The sequence below is a fragment of the Amycolatopsis endophytica genome (assembly GCF_013410405.1).
GTDB lineage: Bacteria > Actinomycetota > Actinomycetes > Mycobacteriales > Pseudonocardiaceae > Amycolatopsis_E > Amycolatopsis_E endophytica.
This window is the reverse complement of sequence record NZ_JACCFK010000001.1, coordinates 801,180-817,310: the sequence shown is the minus strand read 5'-3', so window position 1 is coordinate 817,310 and position 16,131 is coordinate 801,180. Positions and strand designations below refer to the sequence as shown.

Sequence of the window (16,131 nt, the reverse complement as noted above, 5' to 3'; positions counted from 1 at the left end):
TCCCCTCCCGCCACCTGGTGTGCCTGGCCGCCTTGATCCGCTAAGCTGCCGTCTGTACGCCGTTCAAGGGGGAGGAAAAACCGTGGGTACCGGGGGCATCGTGGCGATCGTGATCGTGGTCGTCGTCGTGCTGGCGTTGCTGATCGGGACCATCGCTGCCTACAACGGGCTGGTCCGCCGCCGCAACGCCTACCAAAACGCGTTCGCACAGATCGACGTGCAGCTGACTCGGCGGCACGACCTGATTCCGAACCTGGTCGAGACCGCGAAGGCGTACCTCCGGCACGAGCGGCAGACGCTGGAGGCCGTGGTCGCGGCACGCGGTGGCGCGATGCAGGCGCAGCAGGCCGCGCGGGTCAATCCTGGTGATCCGGGCGCGATGCAGCAGCTCGACGGAGCCGAAAACGTGCTGTCGCAGGCGCTGGGCAGGCTCTTCGCGCTCACCGAGTCCTATCCGGACCTCAAGGCCAACCAGAACATGATGCAGTTGTCCGAGGAGCTGACCTCGACGGAGAACCGCGTGGCGTTCGCGCGGCAGGGCTACAACGACTCGGTCATGGGCTACAACACCAAGCGCGAGGTCTTTCCGGGTAACCTGATCGCGGGCATGTTCGGGTTCGCTCCCGCCGCCCTGCTGGCGGCCGAGACGCCCGAGGCGCGTCAGGCGCCGCGAATCTCCTTCTGACCGGCGATGAACTTCTTCGAACGGCAGATCGAGGTCCGCCGTGCGTCCGCGCGCCTGGTCTGGTTGTTCGTCCTCGCGGTCGTGGTCCTCGTCGCGCTGGTCGAACTGGCCGTCTGGGTGGGCTTCAAACTGGATCACCGGCCCGCCGCCACCGCCGTGCGCGTGCTGGTGGTCGCGGGCGTGCTCACCGTGCTGGTCATCGGACTGACCTCGTGGATCCGCACGTTGCTGCTGCGCAGGGGCGGCGGTGGCAAGATCGCCTCGGGGCTCGGTGGCTGGCTCGTTCCCCAGGACACCGTCGACCCGCCGCTGCGCCGCCTGTGCAACGTGGTCGAGGAGATCGCGATCGCCTCGGGCACGCCGGTCCCGGAGCTGTACGTGCTGCCGGGCGAGCAGGGGATCAACGCCTTCGCCGCCGGGTGGACGCCCGGTGACGCGGCCATCGCGGTCACCCAGGGCGCGCTCGACCGGCTCAACCGCGACGAGCTGCAGGGTGTGATCGCGCACGAGTTCAGCCACATCGTCAACGGCGACATGCGGCTCAACATCCGTCTGATCGGGGTGCTCACCGGAATCGTCGGGCTCGCGATCCTCGGCAGGATGCTGGTGCCACGCGGCGGGAGCAAACGAGCCGCCGGTCTCGGGCCGCTGGTCCTCCCGGCCGCGGTCGCGATGATCGGCGGGTACGTGGGTGTCCTCATCGGACGGTTGATCAAAGCGGGCGTGTCCCGTCAGCGCGAGCACCTCGCGGACGCCTCCGCCGTGCAGTTCACCCGGCAGACGGAGGGCCTGGCCGGAGCGTTGAAGAAGATCGGCGGACTGCCCGCGGGATCCCGGCTGCGCTCCGCGAAGGCGGAGGACGTCAGCCACATGCTGTTCGGCGAGGGCCGGAAGTTCTCCTCACTGTTCGCCACCCATCCGCCGCTGACCGAGCGCATCCGGCGGCTCGACCCGACGTTCGACCCCGGCGAGCTCGAACGACTGAGCGCCCGCTGGGCGGGAGCCCTTCCGTCCGGAATGGACGAAGACAGGGCGCTCGGGTTCACCTCACCGGCCCCGCGGTCCGTGTCCGCTCCGGTCCTGGCGTGGCCGGCCGCGGTCGTCGCCGCGATCGGCACTCCGGCCGCGGGTTCCTTCGACCACGCGGGCGCGTTGCTGCGCGCGATCCCGGAGGACGTGCACGCGCGGGCATTGCGTGCCGACACCGTGGTCGCGCTCGTGCTGGGACTGGTGCTGTCCCGGGACCAGCCGACACGGACGGGACAGTGCCGTCTGGTCGAGGCCCGGCTGGGCCGCCCGGTCGCGGACGCCGCCTGGACCGAGGCCGACGCGCTGGGGCGGCTCGACCCGGCGCTGCGCCTGCCGTTGGCGCAGCTGGCGTTCCCCGCGTTGCGGCACCGGTCATCCCAGGAGTTGCAGGCCGTGCAGGCACTTCTCGGCGAGCTGGTCCGCGCGGACGGGAACGTGGACGTGTTCGAGTACTGCCTGTCCGCGCTGGTGCACCGTGACCTCTTCGAGACGATGTTCCGCAAACCGCCGTGGACCGTCCGCGGCAGTTCGCTGGGGCAGGCCGCTCCCGCGGTGGCCACGTTGCTGGCCGTGGTGGCGGCCGTCGGGCACCGGGCGCCAGCCACTGCCGCGGCCGCGTTCCAGGCCGGGCTGGCGCGGGTGCTGCCGACCACGATGCTGCCCTTCCAGCCGCCGCCGCGGGCGTGGCAGGCGCTGGACGGCGTGTGGCCCGCCCTGGACGGGCTGGACGGCCGGGCGAAGGCTCTCGTGGTGGACGGGCTGGCGACGGTGGTCTGGCACGACGGCGTCGTGGAAGTGGCGGAGAGCGAACTGCTCCGGATGGTCTGCGCGATGCTGCACTGCCCGTTGCCGCCGCTCGCGGCCGTCGGCCGGGGTGCGCTAGCCGACCCACTCCCGCCACGCGGGTAGCAGCACGCGCAGCAACGCGGCCGGGTTCTCCGTGTTCGGGGAGTGCGCGGCGCCCGGAATGACGTGGAACGGCGCGCCCAGCCGCGAGGCCATGTCGCGTTGTGAATCCACGCTCCACGCGTCGTCCCGTTCGCCTGCCACCACCAGGGTCGGAACGCCGGTCGCGGCCAGTTCCGCGACCCGGTCCGGCTCGGTCCGCAACCCCTGGGCCATCCCCAGCAGGCCCGCGGGGCTGGACGCCAGGAACCGCATCCGCAGGAAGTCCTTCATCTCGCCGGGCAGCGTGGCCCACAGCGGTGAACGGGCGCTCACCTGCTCCCGCACCCGGTACACCGCGTCCAGGCCGGACGTCCGCAGCACCGGCTCACCCGCCCCCAGCGCCTGCCGCCGGGCGCCATCGGGGAGTTCGCCCGGGCCGCTGTCGAGCAGGGTCAGCCCGGCGACCGGCGCGCCGGCCAGCACCGCGGCCCTGGCGACCAGGCCGCCGTAGGAATGGCCCAGCAGCACGACCGGTCCGTCCAGGTTCTCGACCAGCTTCGCCACGACGACGCCCAGCGCCGACGGCAGGTACGCCGCTTCGTCGTCCGGTCCTGGCGATTCGAACTGGCCCGGCAGGTCGATGGCCACGGCGCGGAAACCACCGGCGGCCAAGCCGTCCAGCAGCGGCGCGAAGTCCTCTTTGGACCCCGTGTATCCCGGAACCAGCAGCGCGCAGGCACCGGCAGGGCCCGGCGTGCGCAGCGCGGCCAGATCCCCGGCACGCACCTTCTCGGCGCCGTGCGGGGTCAGCTGTCCGGTCACGACAGGGCGACCAGCGTGTCGCCGCGTTGTTCCAGCAGCACCGGCCCCATCGCGGTCAGGCGGACCGGGCCGGTGTAGCCGTGCCGGTCCACCGCGATCGTCCGGATCGTCGAGCCGTCGGACTCGTTGAGCACCGCCAGCCCGCCCTCGATCGGCACGACCAGCTGGTGCGCGAACGTCACCCCCGGCCCCACCGCGCCGTTCAGGGTCCACAGTGGAGTGAGGTCGTCCCGGGACAGGGCCATCATCTTCGACCCGGTGAACCAGTACACGTTCGACGTCGTGCTCGTCGTGGGCGCCACCCGGCCCTCCGGGTCCTGCGCCAGGTCCGATCCGGGAAGATCCAGCGGGTACGCGGCGGTCTGTTCACCGTCCTCGTCGTAGAGCACGAGCAGCTTCTGGTGCGGCATCGCCACCGCGGTGTAGTTGCCGGACATGGCGACCACTTTCGCGTCCCGGCCGGGCATGATCGCGCTGAACGACACCTGCGGCTGGTCGGCCTCCTTCGGCACGGACTTCATCACCGTCAGCCGGTCGCCGGGGTCGCCGGGGCACCGCTCGATGACGCCGATCCGGCTCGACGCCATGGCGACCGAGCCGTAGGTGCATCCGGTCCGCGGCTGCTTGTCCGGGTTGATCAGCGCGGGGACCCGGCCGTACTCGTTGGTCTCCACCAGATCGTCCCGCCAGGTCACGAGCAGGTCCGGTCCCGTCGCGGTGACCTGGCTGCCGTCGGTGACGAGCCCGGTGCCCAGCTGCGCGCTGCCGGTGCGCTGCGCCTTGCGCTGTCCGGTGTCGATGGCCAGCCCGATCACCTCGGAGCAGCCGGACTCGCCGTTGACGCCGTCCTTGCGGAACACCGCCAGCACCCGGCCCCAGACCTCGGTCGCTGTGCACAGCGGCAGGTCGCGGGAGTAGCGCCAGCGGATGTCGCCGGTCATCGGGTCGCGGCCGGCTATCTCGCCGCCCTCGGCGGTGGCGACGGCGGTGCCCTCGGCGATCGGCACCGGCGCGGCGCTGCTGGGCGCCTGCCACAGTTCGCGCAGCGTCGCGGGCACGGTCGGGGGCGAGGGCGGCAGGGGAGTGCCGGGCGCGGAGGTTTCCTGGATCGTCGCGCGGCTCGCGCTACCGGCCCATACGACGACCCCGGCGACCACGGCCACCACGACGATCAGGACCACGATCACCCGGTCACGCGGGCGGCTCCACGGTGAGGGCCGGTCGCGGCGCCGCTCCGCGGGAGCGACCGCGGGCGGTGGGCCTGCCAGCACGTCCTCCGCGCCGATCCGGGCCGGGCCTCCGTTGTCGCCGGGGGCCTCGCCGCCCTCGGGACGGCGGTGCCGCCCCCCCTCCGCGGGCTCGCTCACGTTCCTGCTCCCGGTGTTCGATGGCGCCGTCGGCGCCGGTCGACCTCAGTCTGCCGAACCCGGTGTATCAGACGTGTTCGCCGTCGCGCTGGCCGAGCCCGAACGGCGACGGCGGCGACGGCGCGCGGGACGTTCCGCGGACTCGCCCGTCTCCCGCTCGGCCGCGCCCTTGTCCGCGGGACCCGACGCCTCGCCGTTCGCCTTGCCGCCACGGGTGCGGCGGCGCGGCCTGCGCTCCTCACCACTCGTCTCGCCTGCCTCGGCCGGCTCGGTGTCGGCCTTGGCGCCCCGCGTGCGGCGGCGGTTGCGCGTGCTGCCACCACTACCACCGGACCGGCGGCGTCCGCCCATCTGCTCCTCCGGCTCGGCCGACAGGCCGGCGCGGGTGCGCTTGGACAGCGGCAGCCGCCCGGTGGCGTCCTCCGGGATGTCCAGGTCGCTGAACAGGTGCTTCGAGGTCGAGTACGTCTCGGCGGGCTCGGCCAGGTCGAGCTTGAGCGCGTCGTTGATGCTCTGCCAGCGGTGCAGGTCGTCCCAGTCGACGAGGGTGATCGCGACACCGGTCTTGCCCGCGCGGCCGGTGCGGCCGATGCGGTGCACGTAGGTGCTCTCGTCCTCGGGCGTCTGGTAGTTGATCACGTGCGTCACGTCGGTGACGTCGATGCCACGGGCCGCGACGTCGGTGGCGACCAGCACGTCCACCTTGCCGGAGCGGAACGCGCGCAGCGCCTGCTCGCGGGCGCCCTGGCCCAGGTCACCGTGCACCGCGGCGGCGGCGAAACCACGCTCGGCGAGGTCGTCGGCCACCTTCTGGGCGGTGCGCTTGGTGCGGGTGAAGATCATCGTCAGGCCGCGGTCCTTCGCCTGCAGGACACGGGCGATGAGCTCCGGCTTGTCCAGCGAGTGCGACCGGTAGACGAACTGGGTGGTGCGCTCGTGCACCGCGCTGGAGTCGTTCTCCTCGGCCCGCACGTGCGTGGGGCGGTTGAGGAAGGTGCGGGCCAGCTTGATGATCGGGTCCGGCATCGTGGCCGAGAACAGCATGGTCTGCCGCTCGTCGGGCACCATGCCGAGGATGCGCTCGATGTCGGGCAGGAAGCCCAGGTCGAGCATCTCGTCGGCCTCGTCCAGCACGAGCGCGCGGACCTTGCCCAGCACCAGCGACTTCTGCTCGGCCAGGTCCAGCAGGCGGCCGGGAGTGCCCACGACCACGTCGACGCCCTTGCGCAGCGCCGAGGTCTGCTGCTCGTAGGGGCGGCCGCCGTAGATGGCCAGCGTGCGCACGCCCAGGTGCTTGCTCGCGTCGGTGATGTCGCGGGTGACCTGCAGGCACAGCTCGCGTGTGGGGACGACGACGAGCGCCTGCGGGGTGCCGTCGCCGGGGCTGACCACGCGCTGCAGCAGCGGGACGCCGAAGCCCAGCGTCTTGCCCATGCCGGTGCGGGCCTGGCCGATCAGGTCCTCGCCCGCCAGCGCGAGCGGCAGCGTGAGGGCCTGGATGGCGAAGGTGTGCTCGATGCCGGCCTCGGCGAGCGCCCGCACGATCTCGGGGCGGACGCCCAGCTCGGCGAAGGTGGGGGTGGCCGGTTCGACGTGGTCGGCCTGCAGTGGGTGGGAGGTGTCGGTGTCCGGAACGCCGGTCTCGCTGTGCTCCAGGGCCACCGGGTCGGTCTGGTTTTCGGTTGCGGTCAGTGTGATCGCCTCTCTCGTACCAGCGCGCACGGCCTGGTCGAGATTGGGCACTCAACCTGCGGGAAGGTCCGCCGGGAATGCCTGGACGGCGTGCACGCGCATCATCTGCCGCTCGCCCTGCGCCCGGGTCTGCTCGTCCTCCGGCGAGTCGAGGCGGGTGTGCCTCGGGTGGGGCGCATCATGAGCGGATGCGGTAGCTTTCCTCCCCAATTGTAACCGGTGAGCCCCCTGCCTCGGCATTTCGGCCCGGTGTGTCCACGTTAGATTCGTCTCGCCGTCACGGCGGTACGCTCACGGCCGTGACACGAGAGATCAGCGAAGGCGTCGTCGACCTGCTCGGAGTCCTCGCCTACGGCGAGCTGTCCGCGTTCGACCGGATGGCGGAGGACGCCCGCCAGGCCCCCACCCTGTCCGGCCGGGCGGCGCTGTCGACGATGGCGGCCGCCGAGATCGGGCACTACGACCTGCTCGCGAAGTTCCTCGCCGACCACGGCAGGCGCGTCGAGGACGCGATGGCGCCGTTCGTCGGCCGCTTCGACGCCTGGCACGCGTCCACCGCGCCCAGGTCGTGGCTGGAGTCGCTGGTCAAGGCCTATGTCGGTGACGGGCTGGCGGCCGACCTGTACCGCGAGGTCGGCAGCTGGCTGGACGCGGAGACCAAGGACCTGGTCGTGACCGTGCTCGCCGACACCGGTCACTCGGCGTTCGCCGAGCGCGAGGTCGCGGCGGGCATCAAGGCCGACCCGAAGACGCGGGACAAGCTGGCGCTGTGGGGGCGGCGGCTGCTGGGCGAAGCGCTCACGCAGGCGCAGTACGTGGTGGCCGAGCGGGACCCGCTGGCCGAGCTGATCGTGTCCGGCTCGGGCGACCTGTCGGGAATCGCCGGCCTGTTCCGCCGGTTGCAGCAGGGGCACACCAAACGGATGCAGGTGCTCGGGCTGGGCTAGCCTGGGTGGCGGAGAACGTGGCAGAACAAGGCGGAGGTACAGGTGGAGGTCAAGATCGGCATCAAGGACACCCCGCGTGAGCTGGTGGTGTCCAGCGGCCAGTCCGCCGAGGAGGTCGAGAAGCTGGTCGCCGACGCGCTGAAGACCGCGGACGGCCTGTTCAGCCTCACCGACGAGAAGGGCCGCAAGTTCCTGGTCCCCTCGGACCGGATCGCCTACGTCGAGATCGCGCCCTCGGACGTGCGCCGGGTCGGCTTCGCGGTCGGTTCGTAGTCATTCGAAAAGAAGGGCGTCCACCGGCTGGTGGGCGCCCTTTTCGCGTTGTGGGTGGGTCGCTACGCGGGTTGTTGCGCTGCGCGCGGCTGCGGGCGCCTGCTGCTGGCGTGAATGGTCAACTCGCGCGCGGGAGCGTGGGACTCGCCGAAGGGCCGGCGAGTCCCACGTTCTCGTTCGGTTACTCGGGCACGGCGGCCAGGGTCGTGGGCACCGTGAACGGTGGCGTGCTCGTGCCGAGGATGCGGTAGCGGCCCCACGGGTCCGGGTCGGACAGCTCGCCCGTCGCCGAGCCGTCCGGGGTGCGGATCTCACCCTTCTTCCTGCGGCCGCCGCACAACCGGTCCAGTTCGGCGTTCGGCGCGATGCGGCCGTACCAGCGGTAGTAGCCGTCGATGGGCTGGAAATGGCCGCGCAGCTCCACCTCGACCGCGATCTCGGTGCCCTCGACCACGACCTGCGCGGGGCCGGTGTAGCCGTCTTCGTCGTCAGCCGACATCCGTCTCCTCCTTCGGGTGCGCCCGCGTGAACTGGGCGATCTTGTTCTCCTCCAGCGGCTTGTTCGGGGCGATCTCGACGCCCTGCTGCCGGGCGAGCCCGTCGATCGCGGCCCAGATGATCTGCGTCAGGTACTCCACGACGCTGTCCCGGCTCATCGACCGGCGCTCCAGCCACCACTCACCGGTGTTCTGGACCATCCCGACGATGCCGTAGGCCCACGGTTCGGCCGCCCCGGAGTCCATGTTGAACATCCGCATGTAGTCGCCGAGCAGGGCGGTCAGCGCGGTGGCGATGAGTTCCTTGTCCTCGGCCACCACGTCGGCGTCGGCCTGCTTGCCCGCGAACGAGCCGCGCACCAGGAGCCGGTAGAGGTTGGGGTGTTCCTCGATGACGGTGAAGAACGCGTCCAGCGCCATCCGGATGCGGGGGACCGGCGCGAGTTCGGCGTTGATCGCCGGGACCAGTCGCGAGAACAGCAGTTCGGTGCCGCGCTGGCCGAGTGCGTCGTACAGGTCGGCCTTGTCGGCGAAGTGCCGGTACAGCACCGGTTTCGTGACGCCTGCCGCGACCGCGACGTCGTCCATCGCCAGGTCCGGGCCGTGTTCGTCCAGCGCCTTGAGTGCCGCCTCGACGAACTCCGCTCGTCGCTCGACGCGGTGTTTGCGCCAGCGGTCGCGCCGGGCGTCGCCGGTGGCGGGCTCGTCGGCCTTGGGGTGCTTTCCGCGCTTGACACGATCCGTCACGCACTTCAAGCTACCAGAGGTAACTGTTACCACGGGTTACATAATCAGTGGGGAGCACGCGATGACGCGAACGCTGGACGACCACGGCCGGGAGAAGACCGCGGAGCGGTTGCTGAAATCCTCGGCGAACAAGTTCTACGACCCCGAGGTCGACATCGACTGGGGCGCCCCGCTGGACGAGGGCAAGCCGTTCCAGCTGGAGCACCGCAGCTCGCTCTACGGCACGCACCTGTGGGACCGGCTCACCGAAGAGCAGCGCATCGAGCTGGGCAGGCACGAGCTCGCCAGCATCGCCAGCAACGGCATCTTCTTCGAGGTGCTGCTGATGCAGCTGCTGCTCAAGGAGGTCTACAACTCCGACCCGACGTCCCGGCACGTCCAGTACGCGCTCACCGAGATCGCCGACGAATGCCGCCACTCGACGATGTTCGCGCGCTCGGTCGAAACGGTCGGCGCACCCGCCTACGGTCCGGTCAAGATCGTGCACCGGCTGGGCAAGCTGCTGCCGTTCATCGGCTACGGCCCGGCGCTGTACGGCTCGATCCTCGTCGCGGAGGAGATCCTCGACCGCATCCAGCGCGAGAGCATGGCCGACGAGAACATCCAGCCGCTCGTGCGCATGGTCAACCGTATCCACGTGCTCGAAGAGGCGCGGCACGTGACCTTCGCGCGCGAGGAGGTCACGCGCGGCATGGCGAAGCTGTCCAAGCCCGAACTGCTCTACCAGCGCTGGCTCATCGCGATCGTCAGCTTCGCGATCACGCGCAGCCTCATCAACCCGCGCGTCTACAAGGCCGTCGGTCTCAACCCGCGGGAAGCGTTCGAAACCGCGCTGGCCAACCCGAACTGGCACGAAACGCTGCGCTGGTCCGGTGAGCGGATCATGGCGTTCCTGGACGAGGCCGGGCTGGTCGGGCAGCCGGGCACGTACTGGTGGCGCAAGTCGTTCCTGCTGGGGGCCCGGTGACGGCCACGATCCGGCGGGCCGGGTTCACCACGAGCGACGGTACCGCGCTGCACGTCGACGTTTCCGGCCCGCGCGACGCCGCGGTGACCCTGGTCCTGGTGCACGCGTGGACACAGGACCACCTGGAGTGGGATCCCGTTCTGCCGCTGCTGCCGACCGGCATCCGGGTGGTGCGCTACGACCACCGCGGCCACGGCTGGTCCGAGCCTGCCCGCCCCGGCACGGCGACGGTCGCACAGCTCGCGGACGACCTCGCCGAGCTGATCGCGGAGCTGGCGCCGGAGGGTGAACTGGTCCTCGCCGGTCACTCGATGGGCGGAATGACGGTGATGGCGCTGGCCGAGCGGCACCCGGAACTGGTCGCCGCGCGCGTGCGCGGGGTCGCGTTCATCGCCACGTCGTCCTGCGACATGGACCGGCTCACGCTGGGCCTCAACGGGCGGGCCGGGCGCGTGGCGGCGCGGGTCGACAAGACGTTCGGACGGCTGCTGAACCGGTGGGGCGCCGAGCACGTGCCCATCCCGGCGCCGCTGGCCCGGCCGTCGGTCAAGTGGCTGGCGTTCGGGAAGAAGGTCGCGCGGGCCGACGTGCGGGCGATGACGGCGCAGTTCCTGCGGGCGCACCCGCGCAGCGTCGGCGGCTTCCGCGACTCGATGTCCGGCCACGACCGCCGCAAGGCCCTGGCGACGCTGCGGGACAAGCCGGTCGTCGTGCTGGTGGGGGAGCGGGACCGGATCACGCCCGTGCACCACGCGCGCGTGATCGCCGAGGAGCTGCCGTCGGCGGAGTACGTGCTCTTCCCCGGCGCCGGTCACGAACTGACCTACGAACGGACCCGCGCGGTGGCGGCGCGGTTGGGGCGACTGGTTTCGTAGCCCGCCGGAGCGCGATGACGGGCTAATTCGGGGCCTTGTCGCCGAACTGCAGGACCGGCCAGGCGTTGGGGACGCACGTCTTCCCGTCCGCCGGAACGGCCTTCGAGTTGTACTTGTCGACCGCGTTCAGCTGGGCCACGTAGTCGTTGGACACCCCGAAGGTCTGCTGCATCATCACGGGCGCCAGCGCGCCGTTCTCCTGGCAGCCCACGTGGCTGTTGCCCAGCGCGTGCCCGACCTCGTGGTTGATCGCGTACTGGCGGTACAGCCCCAGGTCGGTGAACGCGAGCGCGCCGCGGACCCAGCGGGACAGGTTGATCACCACGCGGTGGTCGAACGACCGCGAGTAGCAGGACGTCGGGAACTGGATGTCGAACCCGCACACGTCCGGCCGTTTCGCGGTGTCCGGCGTGGTGAGGCTCACGCGGAAGTCGATGTCCGGTGCGTCCGCGCCGACGCGCTGCAGCTTGACCTGGCCGGTGCCGATCCAGCTGCGCACGTCCGACAGGGTCTTTTCGACGGCGCTCGCGAACGCGTCGTCACCGGCGTAGCTGGACGCGTCGATGCCGTTTTCGACCTCGATCGTGTAGTGGTACTCGGTGGCGCCGGTGCCGACCTCCTTGCCGCTCACGCCGTCGTCGGGCACCGGCACCACGTGGTAGGCCATCGTGCCGCTCTGCGTGAAATCACCGCCGGCAGGCAGCTCGGCGGTGGGGATGTTCAGATCGCGCGGCAGGGCGGGCTGTTCCTCCGGCCCGGGGTCCTCGACCCCCACACCGTCGCTGGCCTGCGACGAGTTCGTCGGCGACGGCGGCGCTTCACCCGTCACGTTGACCGCGACCAGCACCGTGATCACGAGGAGCACCGGGAGCGCGTACACCCGCCAGCCGTACGTGCCGACGAGGCGGCGCACCTTGCCGCGGCGGCGGCGCGCCTCGCGGGCCTGCCGGGGATCCTGTTCGAGCTGCGCCTGCGGCGGTTTCCACGACGCGGCCAGCGGCTCGCCCTGCGCGCGGCGGGAGCGCGGGCGGTAGCGGTCCTCGCTCACGCGCACCGACGACCGGCTGGAGGAAGGCGCGTACTGCGTCCGCTTCCCCTCGCCACGATCGCCGCCACTCGCCCCGTTCACGGCGTCCAGACTGCCACATGCGCAGAGCTACGCAACGCGCGACCAAACCGTCACGCTCTGATCTTCGCGTAACTCGAACGGGCTACCACGAACCGGCCGCCACTTCCTCCCACATACCCAAAATCGCCTTGGCTACGACAACCGGGCGTTCCATCTGCGCCACGTGCCCGGTCCTCGGAAGCACGAGCAACCGCCCCCGCGGCAGCAGCTTCGCCGTCCGGGTCGCGCGGCGGACCGAGATCACCTTGTCCTCCGTGCCCCACACCACGAGCGTGGGAACCGTCACGTTCGGCGCCACCCGCCACAGCGACGCGGCCCCGCGCGCGAACCAGGTCCGGAAGATCCCGAACGTGCTGCGCGACATCGCCGAGCCCGCCCACGCCAGCTCGGCCCGCGCGGAGTGCTCCTCCACCAGCTCGGCCATCCGGTGTTCCGGGAACGAGCCGGGGTCGGCGAAGCACAGCTTGATGACCTGCTGCGCGCGCTCACGGGCGGTGTAGGCGGCCAGCCTGCGGCGCGCCTTGCGGCCGAGCAGCGGCAGGTACGCCAGCGCCATCAGCGGATCGGACAGCCGCCGCGGGTCGGGCCGTCGATCGGGCATCGCGGGCGAGATCAACGTCAACGTGCGCACCAGTTCGGGGTGCCGTGCCGCGACGAGCAGCGAGACCGCGCCGCCCATCGAGTTGCCGACGAGGTGCACCGGCCCGGCCCCGAGGCCGTCGGCGAACTTCCGCACGACCTCGGCGTGCGCGTCGAGGCTGAAATCGAAGGCGTGCTCCGGCTCGGAGAACCCGAACCCGGGCAGGTCGATCGCGGCGCCACCGGCGCTCGGCGCGAGCAGCGCGGACAGATCGGTCCAGTTCGTCGACGATCCGCCCAGGCCGTGCACGTAGAGCACGGTCTCGGCTTCGGCGCCCGGTGTGCGGCGCACGTGCAGCGACACGCCGCCGACGTCCTCGGTTTCGCCCGGCCACGGCGGGAGTTTCGGGTCCAGCTCGGGTAGCTCACGAGTGGACAGCGGTACGTGCGTGACGGGCACCCGGGGCGCCCCGGCATCCGGGGCCCGCCGGGAATCCGGGACGGTGTCGGTCATGGTTTCAGGATGCCTACCGACCCGTCCCTTGGCGACTCGGCGATACCGGCGAGTAATCTCAAACGGGTTCTTTGGGAGGAAAGCATGACGGAGACTGCGGCAGCAGGGCAGCGGGGAGTCCGGCTACCCCGGACCGAACGGCGTGCCCAGCTTCTGGCCGCGGCGCAGCGCGTCTTCTCGGCCAACGGGTACCACGCGGCGGCCATGGACGAGATCGCCGAACAGGCAGGCGTCAGCAAGCCGGTGCTGTACCAGCACTTCCCCGGCAAGCTCGACCTCTACACCGCGCTGCTGGAGAACCACGTCGACGAGCTGGTCGGCCGGGTGCGCGAGGCGCTCGAATCGACCACGGACAACAAGCTGCGCGTGCGTGCCGCCGTCGGCGCCTTCTTCGACTTCGTCGCCAGTGAGACCGGCGCCTTCCGGATGATCTTCGAGTCCGACCTGCGCGGCGAGCCCGTCGTGCAGGAGGCCGTCGACCGCGCGACCACCGAGTGCGTCGACGCGATCACCGACACCATCACCGCCGACGCGGGCCTCGACGAGGGCCGCGCGCGCCTGCTGGCGGTCGGGCTGGTCGGGTTGAGCCAGGTCAGCGCCCGGTTCTGGCTGGCGCACCACAGCACGATGAGCCGTGAAGAGGCCGTGGGCCTGACGGCCACGCTCGCCTGGCGCGGCATCGGCGGTGGCTTTCCCCTCCAGCACGCCCCCGAGGCAGGCTGACTCCGGGAAGCGACCCGGCGTCCAGATCGTGGGACGGCGGGAAGAGTCCCGTCGCGCTGCGTGTTGTGGATACTTGGGGGTGCGACACTGAACAGCCGCGATCTTTGGAGGACCGATGGCAGGGACACTGCCGCCGCTCGTGGAGCCGGCGGCCGAACTCACCAAGGAAGAGGTGGCCCGCTACAGTCGGCACCTGATCATCCCGGATGTCGGGATGGTGGGGCAGAAGCGGCTGAAGAACGCGAAGGTCCTGGTGATCGGCGCGGGTGGCCTCGGTAGCCCCGCGCTGCTGTACCTGGCCGCCGCGGGTGTCGGCACGCTCGGTGTCATCGATTTCGACGTGGTCGACGAGTCGAACCTGCAGCGCCAGGTCATCCACGGCGTGTCCGACGTCGGCAAGCCCAAGGCCGTCTCGGCCAAGGAGTCGATCGCCGAGATCAACCCGTTCGTCGACGTCATCCTGCACACCGAGCAGCTGACGACCGAGAACGCGCTCGACGTCTTCCGCGGCTACGACCTGATCCTGGACGGCACGGACAACTTCGCGACCCGCTACCTGGTCAACGACGCCGCCGTGCTGCTGGGCAAGCCGTACGTGTGGGGTTCGATCTTCCGGTTCGAGGGCCAGGTCAGCGTGTTCTGGGAGGACGCGCCGAACGGCCAGGGCCTCAACTACCGCGACCTCTACCCCGAGCCGCCGCCCCCGGGCATGGTCCCCTCGTGCGCCGAGGGTGGCGTGCTGGGCGTGCTGTGCGCCTCGATCGGCTCGATCATGGTGACCGAGGCGATCAAGCTGCTCACCGGCATCGGTGAGCCGCTGCTGGGCCGTCTCATCTCCTATGACGCGCTGGAGATGCGCTACCGCGAGGTCAAGATCCGCAAGGATCCGGAGACGCCGAAGATCACCGAGCTGATCGACTACGAGGCGTTCTGCGGTGTCGTCTCGGACGAGGCCCAGCAGGCCGCGTCGGGCAGCACCATCACCCCGGCGGAGCTGAAGGCCAAGTTCGACGCGGGTGAGGACTTCGCGCTCATCGACGTCCGCGAGCCGCACGAGTACGAAATCGTGAACATCAAGGGCGCCAAGCTGATCCCCAAGGACCGCATCCTGTCCGGCGAAGCGCTGGCGGAGCTGCCCCAGGACAAGCCGATCGTGCTGCACTGCAAGTCGGGTGCCCGTTCGGCCGAGGCGCTCGCGGCGCTGCACCGGGCTGGCTTCAAGGACGCCACCCACCTCGGTGGCGGCGTGCTGGCCTGGGCCAACCAGATCGACAAGAGCCTGCCGACCTACTGAGCAGGTTTCGCGGGGAAGGCCCGTCGCGGTTGTGGTCGCGGCGGGCCTTTCTGCTGTCCGGTGTTCGGTCGGCACCGAACACCGGACACCGCGCGCGGAACCGGCTGCTTGAACGCCGGAAAAAGGTCGGACGCTCGGGGTAATCTCAGCGCGTGTCCGCAGGTCCGAGAGCCCGTCACAGCCCGCCGGGCGCGGTGTTGATGGCGTTCGGGCTCAGCGGGCTCGAACCGGAGCCGCTGGCGGGCGGGCGGGTGCACCGTTGTGGAGACGTGGTGCTGACCCCGGTCGAGGACAGGCCGAAGGCGCTCTGGATCGCCGGCACCCTGCACGCGCTCGACGTCCCGGACCTGCGTATCGCGCGTCCGCTGCGGTCGCGGGACGGCCGCTGGATCGTCGGGGGCTGGTCGGCTCGCCGGTTCCTCTCCGGCACTCCCGAGCACCGGCACGACGAGATCATGCTCGCCGCGCTCAAGCTCGCGCACGCGCTCGACGGGGTGCCGCCGCCGAAGTACCTCGCCCGCCGCACCGACCCGGACGCGCTCGCCGACCGCGTCGCCTGGGGTGACGTGGACGTGCCGGTCGACGAGGCCAAGGGCGGGCGCTGGTTCGAAGTCCTCGCCGTCGCGCGAAGACCCGTGGACCTGCCGGACCAGGTCGTGCCCGGTGACCTGTTCGGCGCGGTGCTGTTCGACGAAGACGCGGCGCCGGGCATCGTCGACTTCGATCCGTTCCACCGGCCCGCGGAATGGGGCGCCGCGGTCGCCGCCGTGGACGCCGTCGCCTGGGGTGACGCTCCGCCGGAGTTCTTCGAGCGCTGGTCCCATCTGCCGCAGTGGCCCCAGCTCCTGCTGCGTGCCGTGCTGTTCCGCCTCGCGGGCAACGCCCTCAACCCGCGCGCCACCGCCGCTTCTCTCGACGGTCTCCGTGCCGCGGCCGCCGCTGTCAGCGAGATCCTGTAGCGCGCATCACTTCTCACCGGGCATCGCCCGAAACGCCGTAGCAATGTCAAACGCCTGAAACATTCGGGCGTTTCCAGGTAACACGCCGTTCCTACCGTCATCCCCACGACGGAAGGAGGTGCGCGTGACGCTCACGGCAGAACC

The 16,131-nt window shown here is 71.0% G+C and carries 16 protein-coding genes; 9 read left to right on the top strand and 7 right to left on the bottom strand.

What is annotated here, in order from left to right:
• Positions 1-82: 82 nt before the first annotated feature.
• Positions 83-685: a LemA family protein gene (locus tag HNR02_RS03940; RefSeq protein WP_179771856.1), complete on the top strand. Its 603-nt coding sequence runs from the start codon at positions 83-85 to the stop codon at positions 683-685.
• Between the two features lie 6 nt (positions 686-691).
• Positions 692-2,623, top strand: coding sequence for a M48 family metallopeptidase (locus HNR02_RS03935; RefSeq protein WP_179771855.1), 1,932 nt, complete (start codon positions 692-694; stop codon positions 2,621-2,623).
• Here HNR02_RS03935 and HNR02_RS03930 read toward each other — a convergent pair.
• Genes HNR02_RS03930 through HNR02_RS03920 form a run of 3 tightly spaced genes read right to left on the bottom strand, consistent with a single transcriptional unit; the run spans position 2,594 to position 6,453 of the window.
• The gene (locus tag HNR02_RS03930) at positions 2,594-3,424 is read right to left on the bottom strand and encodes an alpha/beta fold hydrolase (protein ID WP_179771854.1); all 831 of its coding nucleotides are present in this window, start codon (positions 3,422-3,424) and stop codon (positions 2,594-2,596) included. The two genes, HNR02_RS03935 and HNR02_RS03930, sit on opposite strands and share 30 nt — an antisense overlap.
• Positions 3,421-4,791: an Rv3212 family protein gene (locus HNR02_RS03925; protein WP_179771853.1), complete on the bottom strand. Its 1,371-nt coding sequence runs from the start codon at positions 4,789-4,791 to the stop codon at positions 3,421-3,423. The genes HNR02_RS03930 and HNR02_RS03925 overlap by 4 nt, the downstream gene beginning before the upstream one ends.
• A gap of 45 nt (positions 4,792-4,836) precedes the next feature.
• The gene (locus tag HNR02_RS03920) at positions 4,837-6,453 is read right to left on the bottom strand and encodes a DEAD/DEAH box helicase (protein WP_179775683.1); all 1,617 of its coding nucleotides are present in this window, start codon (positions 6,451-6,453) and stop codon (positions 4,837-4,839) included.
• 329 nt (positions 6,454-6,782) lie between these two features.
• Here HNR02_RS03920 and HNR02_RS03915 point away from each other — a divergent pair, with 329 nt between their 5' ends.
• Both HNR02_RS03915 and HNR02_RS03910 read left to right on the top strand, forming a co-directional pair.
• Positions 6,783-7,430, top strand: coding sequence for a ferritin-like fold-containing protein (locus tag HNR02_RS03915; protein ID WP_179771852.1), 648 nt, complete (start codon positions 6,783-6,785; stop codon positions 7,428-7,430).
• Between the two features lie 42 nt (positions 7,431-7,472).
• On the top strand, positions 7,473-7,703 hold the full coding sequence (locus HNR02_RS03910) for a DUF3107 domain-containing protein (RefSeq protein ID WP_179771851.1): 231 nt from the start codon (positions 7,473-7,475) through the stop codon (positions 7,701-7,703).
• Positions 7,704-7,884: 181 nt separating this feature from the next.
• On the opposite strand, the gene HNR02_RS03905 is transcribed toward HNR02_RS03910, so the two are convergent.
• Both HNR02_RS03905 and HNR02_RS03900 read right to left on the bottom strand, forming a co-directional pair.
• Positions 7,885-8,202, bottom strand: coding sequence for a DUF4873 domain-containing protein (locus HNR02_RS03905; RefSeq protein ID WP_179771850.1), 318 nt, complete (start codon positions 8,200-8,202; stop codon positions 7,885-7,887).
• Complete coding sequence (locus tag HNR02_RS03900; protein ID WP_179771849.1) at positions 8,192-8,947, bottom strand: TetR/AcrR family transcriptional regulator; 756 nt, start codon at positions 8,945-8,947, stop codon at positions 8,192-8,194. The genes HNR02_RS03905 and HNR02_RS03900 overlap by 11 nt, the downstream gene beginning before the upstream one ends.
• A gap of 61 nt (positions 8,948-9,008) precedes the next feature.
• Between HNR02_RS03900 and HNR02_RS03895 the strand changes: the two genes are divergently transcribed.
• Together HNR02_RS03895 and HNR02_RS03890 are read left to right on the top strand one after the other, a co-directional pair.
• Positions 9,009-9,914: an AurF N-oxygenase family protein gene (locus HNR02_RS03895; protein WP_179771848.1), complete on the top strand. Its 906-nt coding sequence runs from the start codon at positions 9,009-9,011 to the stop codon at positions 9,912-9,914.
• On the top strand, positions 9,911-10,789 hold the full coding sequence (locus HNR02_RS03890) for an alpha/beta fold hydrolase (protein WP_179771847.1): 879 nt from the start codon (positions 9,911-9,913) through the stop codon (positions 10,787-10,789). The genes HNR02_RS03895 and HNR02_RS03890 overlap by 4 nt, the downstream gene beginning before the upstream one ends.
• Positions 10,790-10,811: 22 nt before the next feature.
• On the opposite strand, the gene HNR02_RS03885 is transcribed toward HNR02_RS03890, so the two are convergent.
• On the bottom strand, positions 10,812-11,918 hold the full coding sequence (locus tag HNR02_RS03885) for a DUF3152 domain-containing protein (protein ID WP_312860894.1): 1,107 nt from the start codon (positions 11,916-11,918) through the stop codon (positions 10,812-10,814).
• Positions 11,919-12,000: 82 nt separating this feature from the next.
• Positions 12,001-13,011, bottom strand: coding sequence for an alpha/beta fold hydrolase (locus HNR02_RS03880; protein ID WP_179771846.1), 1,011 nt, complete (start codon positions 13,009-13,011; stop codon positions 12,001-12,003).
• 84 nt (positions 13,012-13,095) lie between these two features.
• On the opposite strand from HNR02_RS03880, the gene HNR02_RS03875 reads away from it, so the two are divergent.
• From HNR02_RS03875 to HNR02_RS03865, 3 genes are all read left to right on the top strand, one after another.
• Positions 13,096-13,734, top strand: coding sequence for a TetR/AcrR family transcriptional regulator (locus HNR02_RS03875; RefSeq protein WP_179771845.1), 639 nt, complete (start codon positions 13,096-13,098; stop codon positions 13,732-13,734).
• 115 nt (positions 13,735-13,849) lie between these two features.
• Positions 13,850-15,028, top strand: coding sequence for an adenylyltransferase/sulfurtransferase MoeZ (gene moeZ / locus HNR02_RS03870; protein ID WP_179771844.1), 1,179 nt, complete (start codon positions 13,850-13,852; stop codon positions 15,026-15,028).
• 152 nt (positions 15,029-15,180) lie between these two features.
• A complete protein-coding gene (locus HNR02_RS03865) occupies positions 15,181-15,987 on the top strand; it encodes a TIGR02569 family protein (protein WP_312860893.1) in 807 nt (268 codons plus the stop codon).
• Positions 15,988-16,131 lie beyond the last annotated feature (144 nt).

Coding starts and splice junctions, on each gene's coding strand:
- HNR02_RS03935 (WP_179771855.1), top strand. CDS start 692: ATGAACTTCTTCGAACGGCAGATCGAGGTCCGCCGTGCGTCCGCGCGC.
- HNR02_RS03905 (WP_179771850.1), bottom strand. CDS start 8,202: ATGTCGGCTGACGACGAAGACGGCTACACCGGCCCCGCGCAGGTCGTG.
- HNR02_RS03895 (WP_179771848.1), top strand. CDS start 9,009: ATGACGCGAACGCTGGACGACCACGGCCGGGAGAAGACCGCGGAGCGG.
- HNR02_RS03880 (WP_179771846.1), bottom strand. CDS start 13,011: ATGACCGACACCGTCCCGGATTCCCGGCGGGCCCCGGATGCCGGGGCG.
- HNR02_RS03875 (WP_179771845.1), top strand. CDS start 13,096: ATGACGGAGACTGCGGCAGCAGGGCAGCGGGGAGTCCGGCTACCCCGG.
- moeZ (WP_179771844.1), top strand. CDS start 13,850: ATGGCAGGGACACTGCCGCCGCTCGTGGAGCCGGCGGCCGAACTCACC.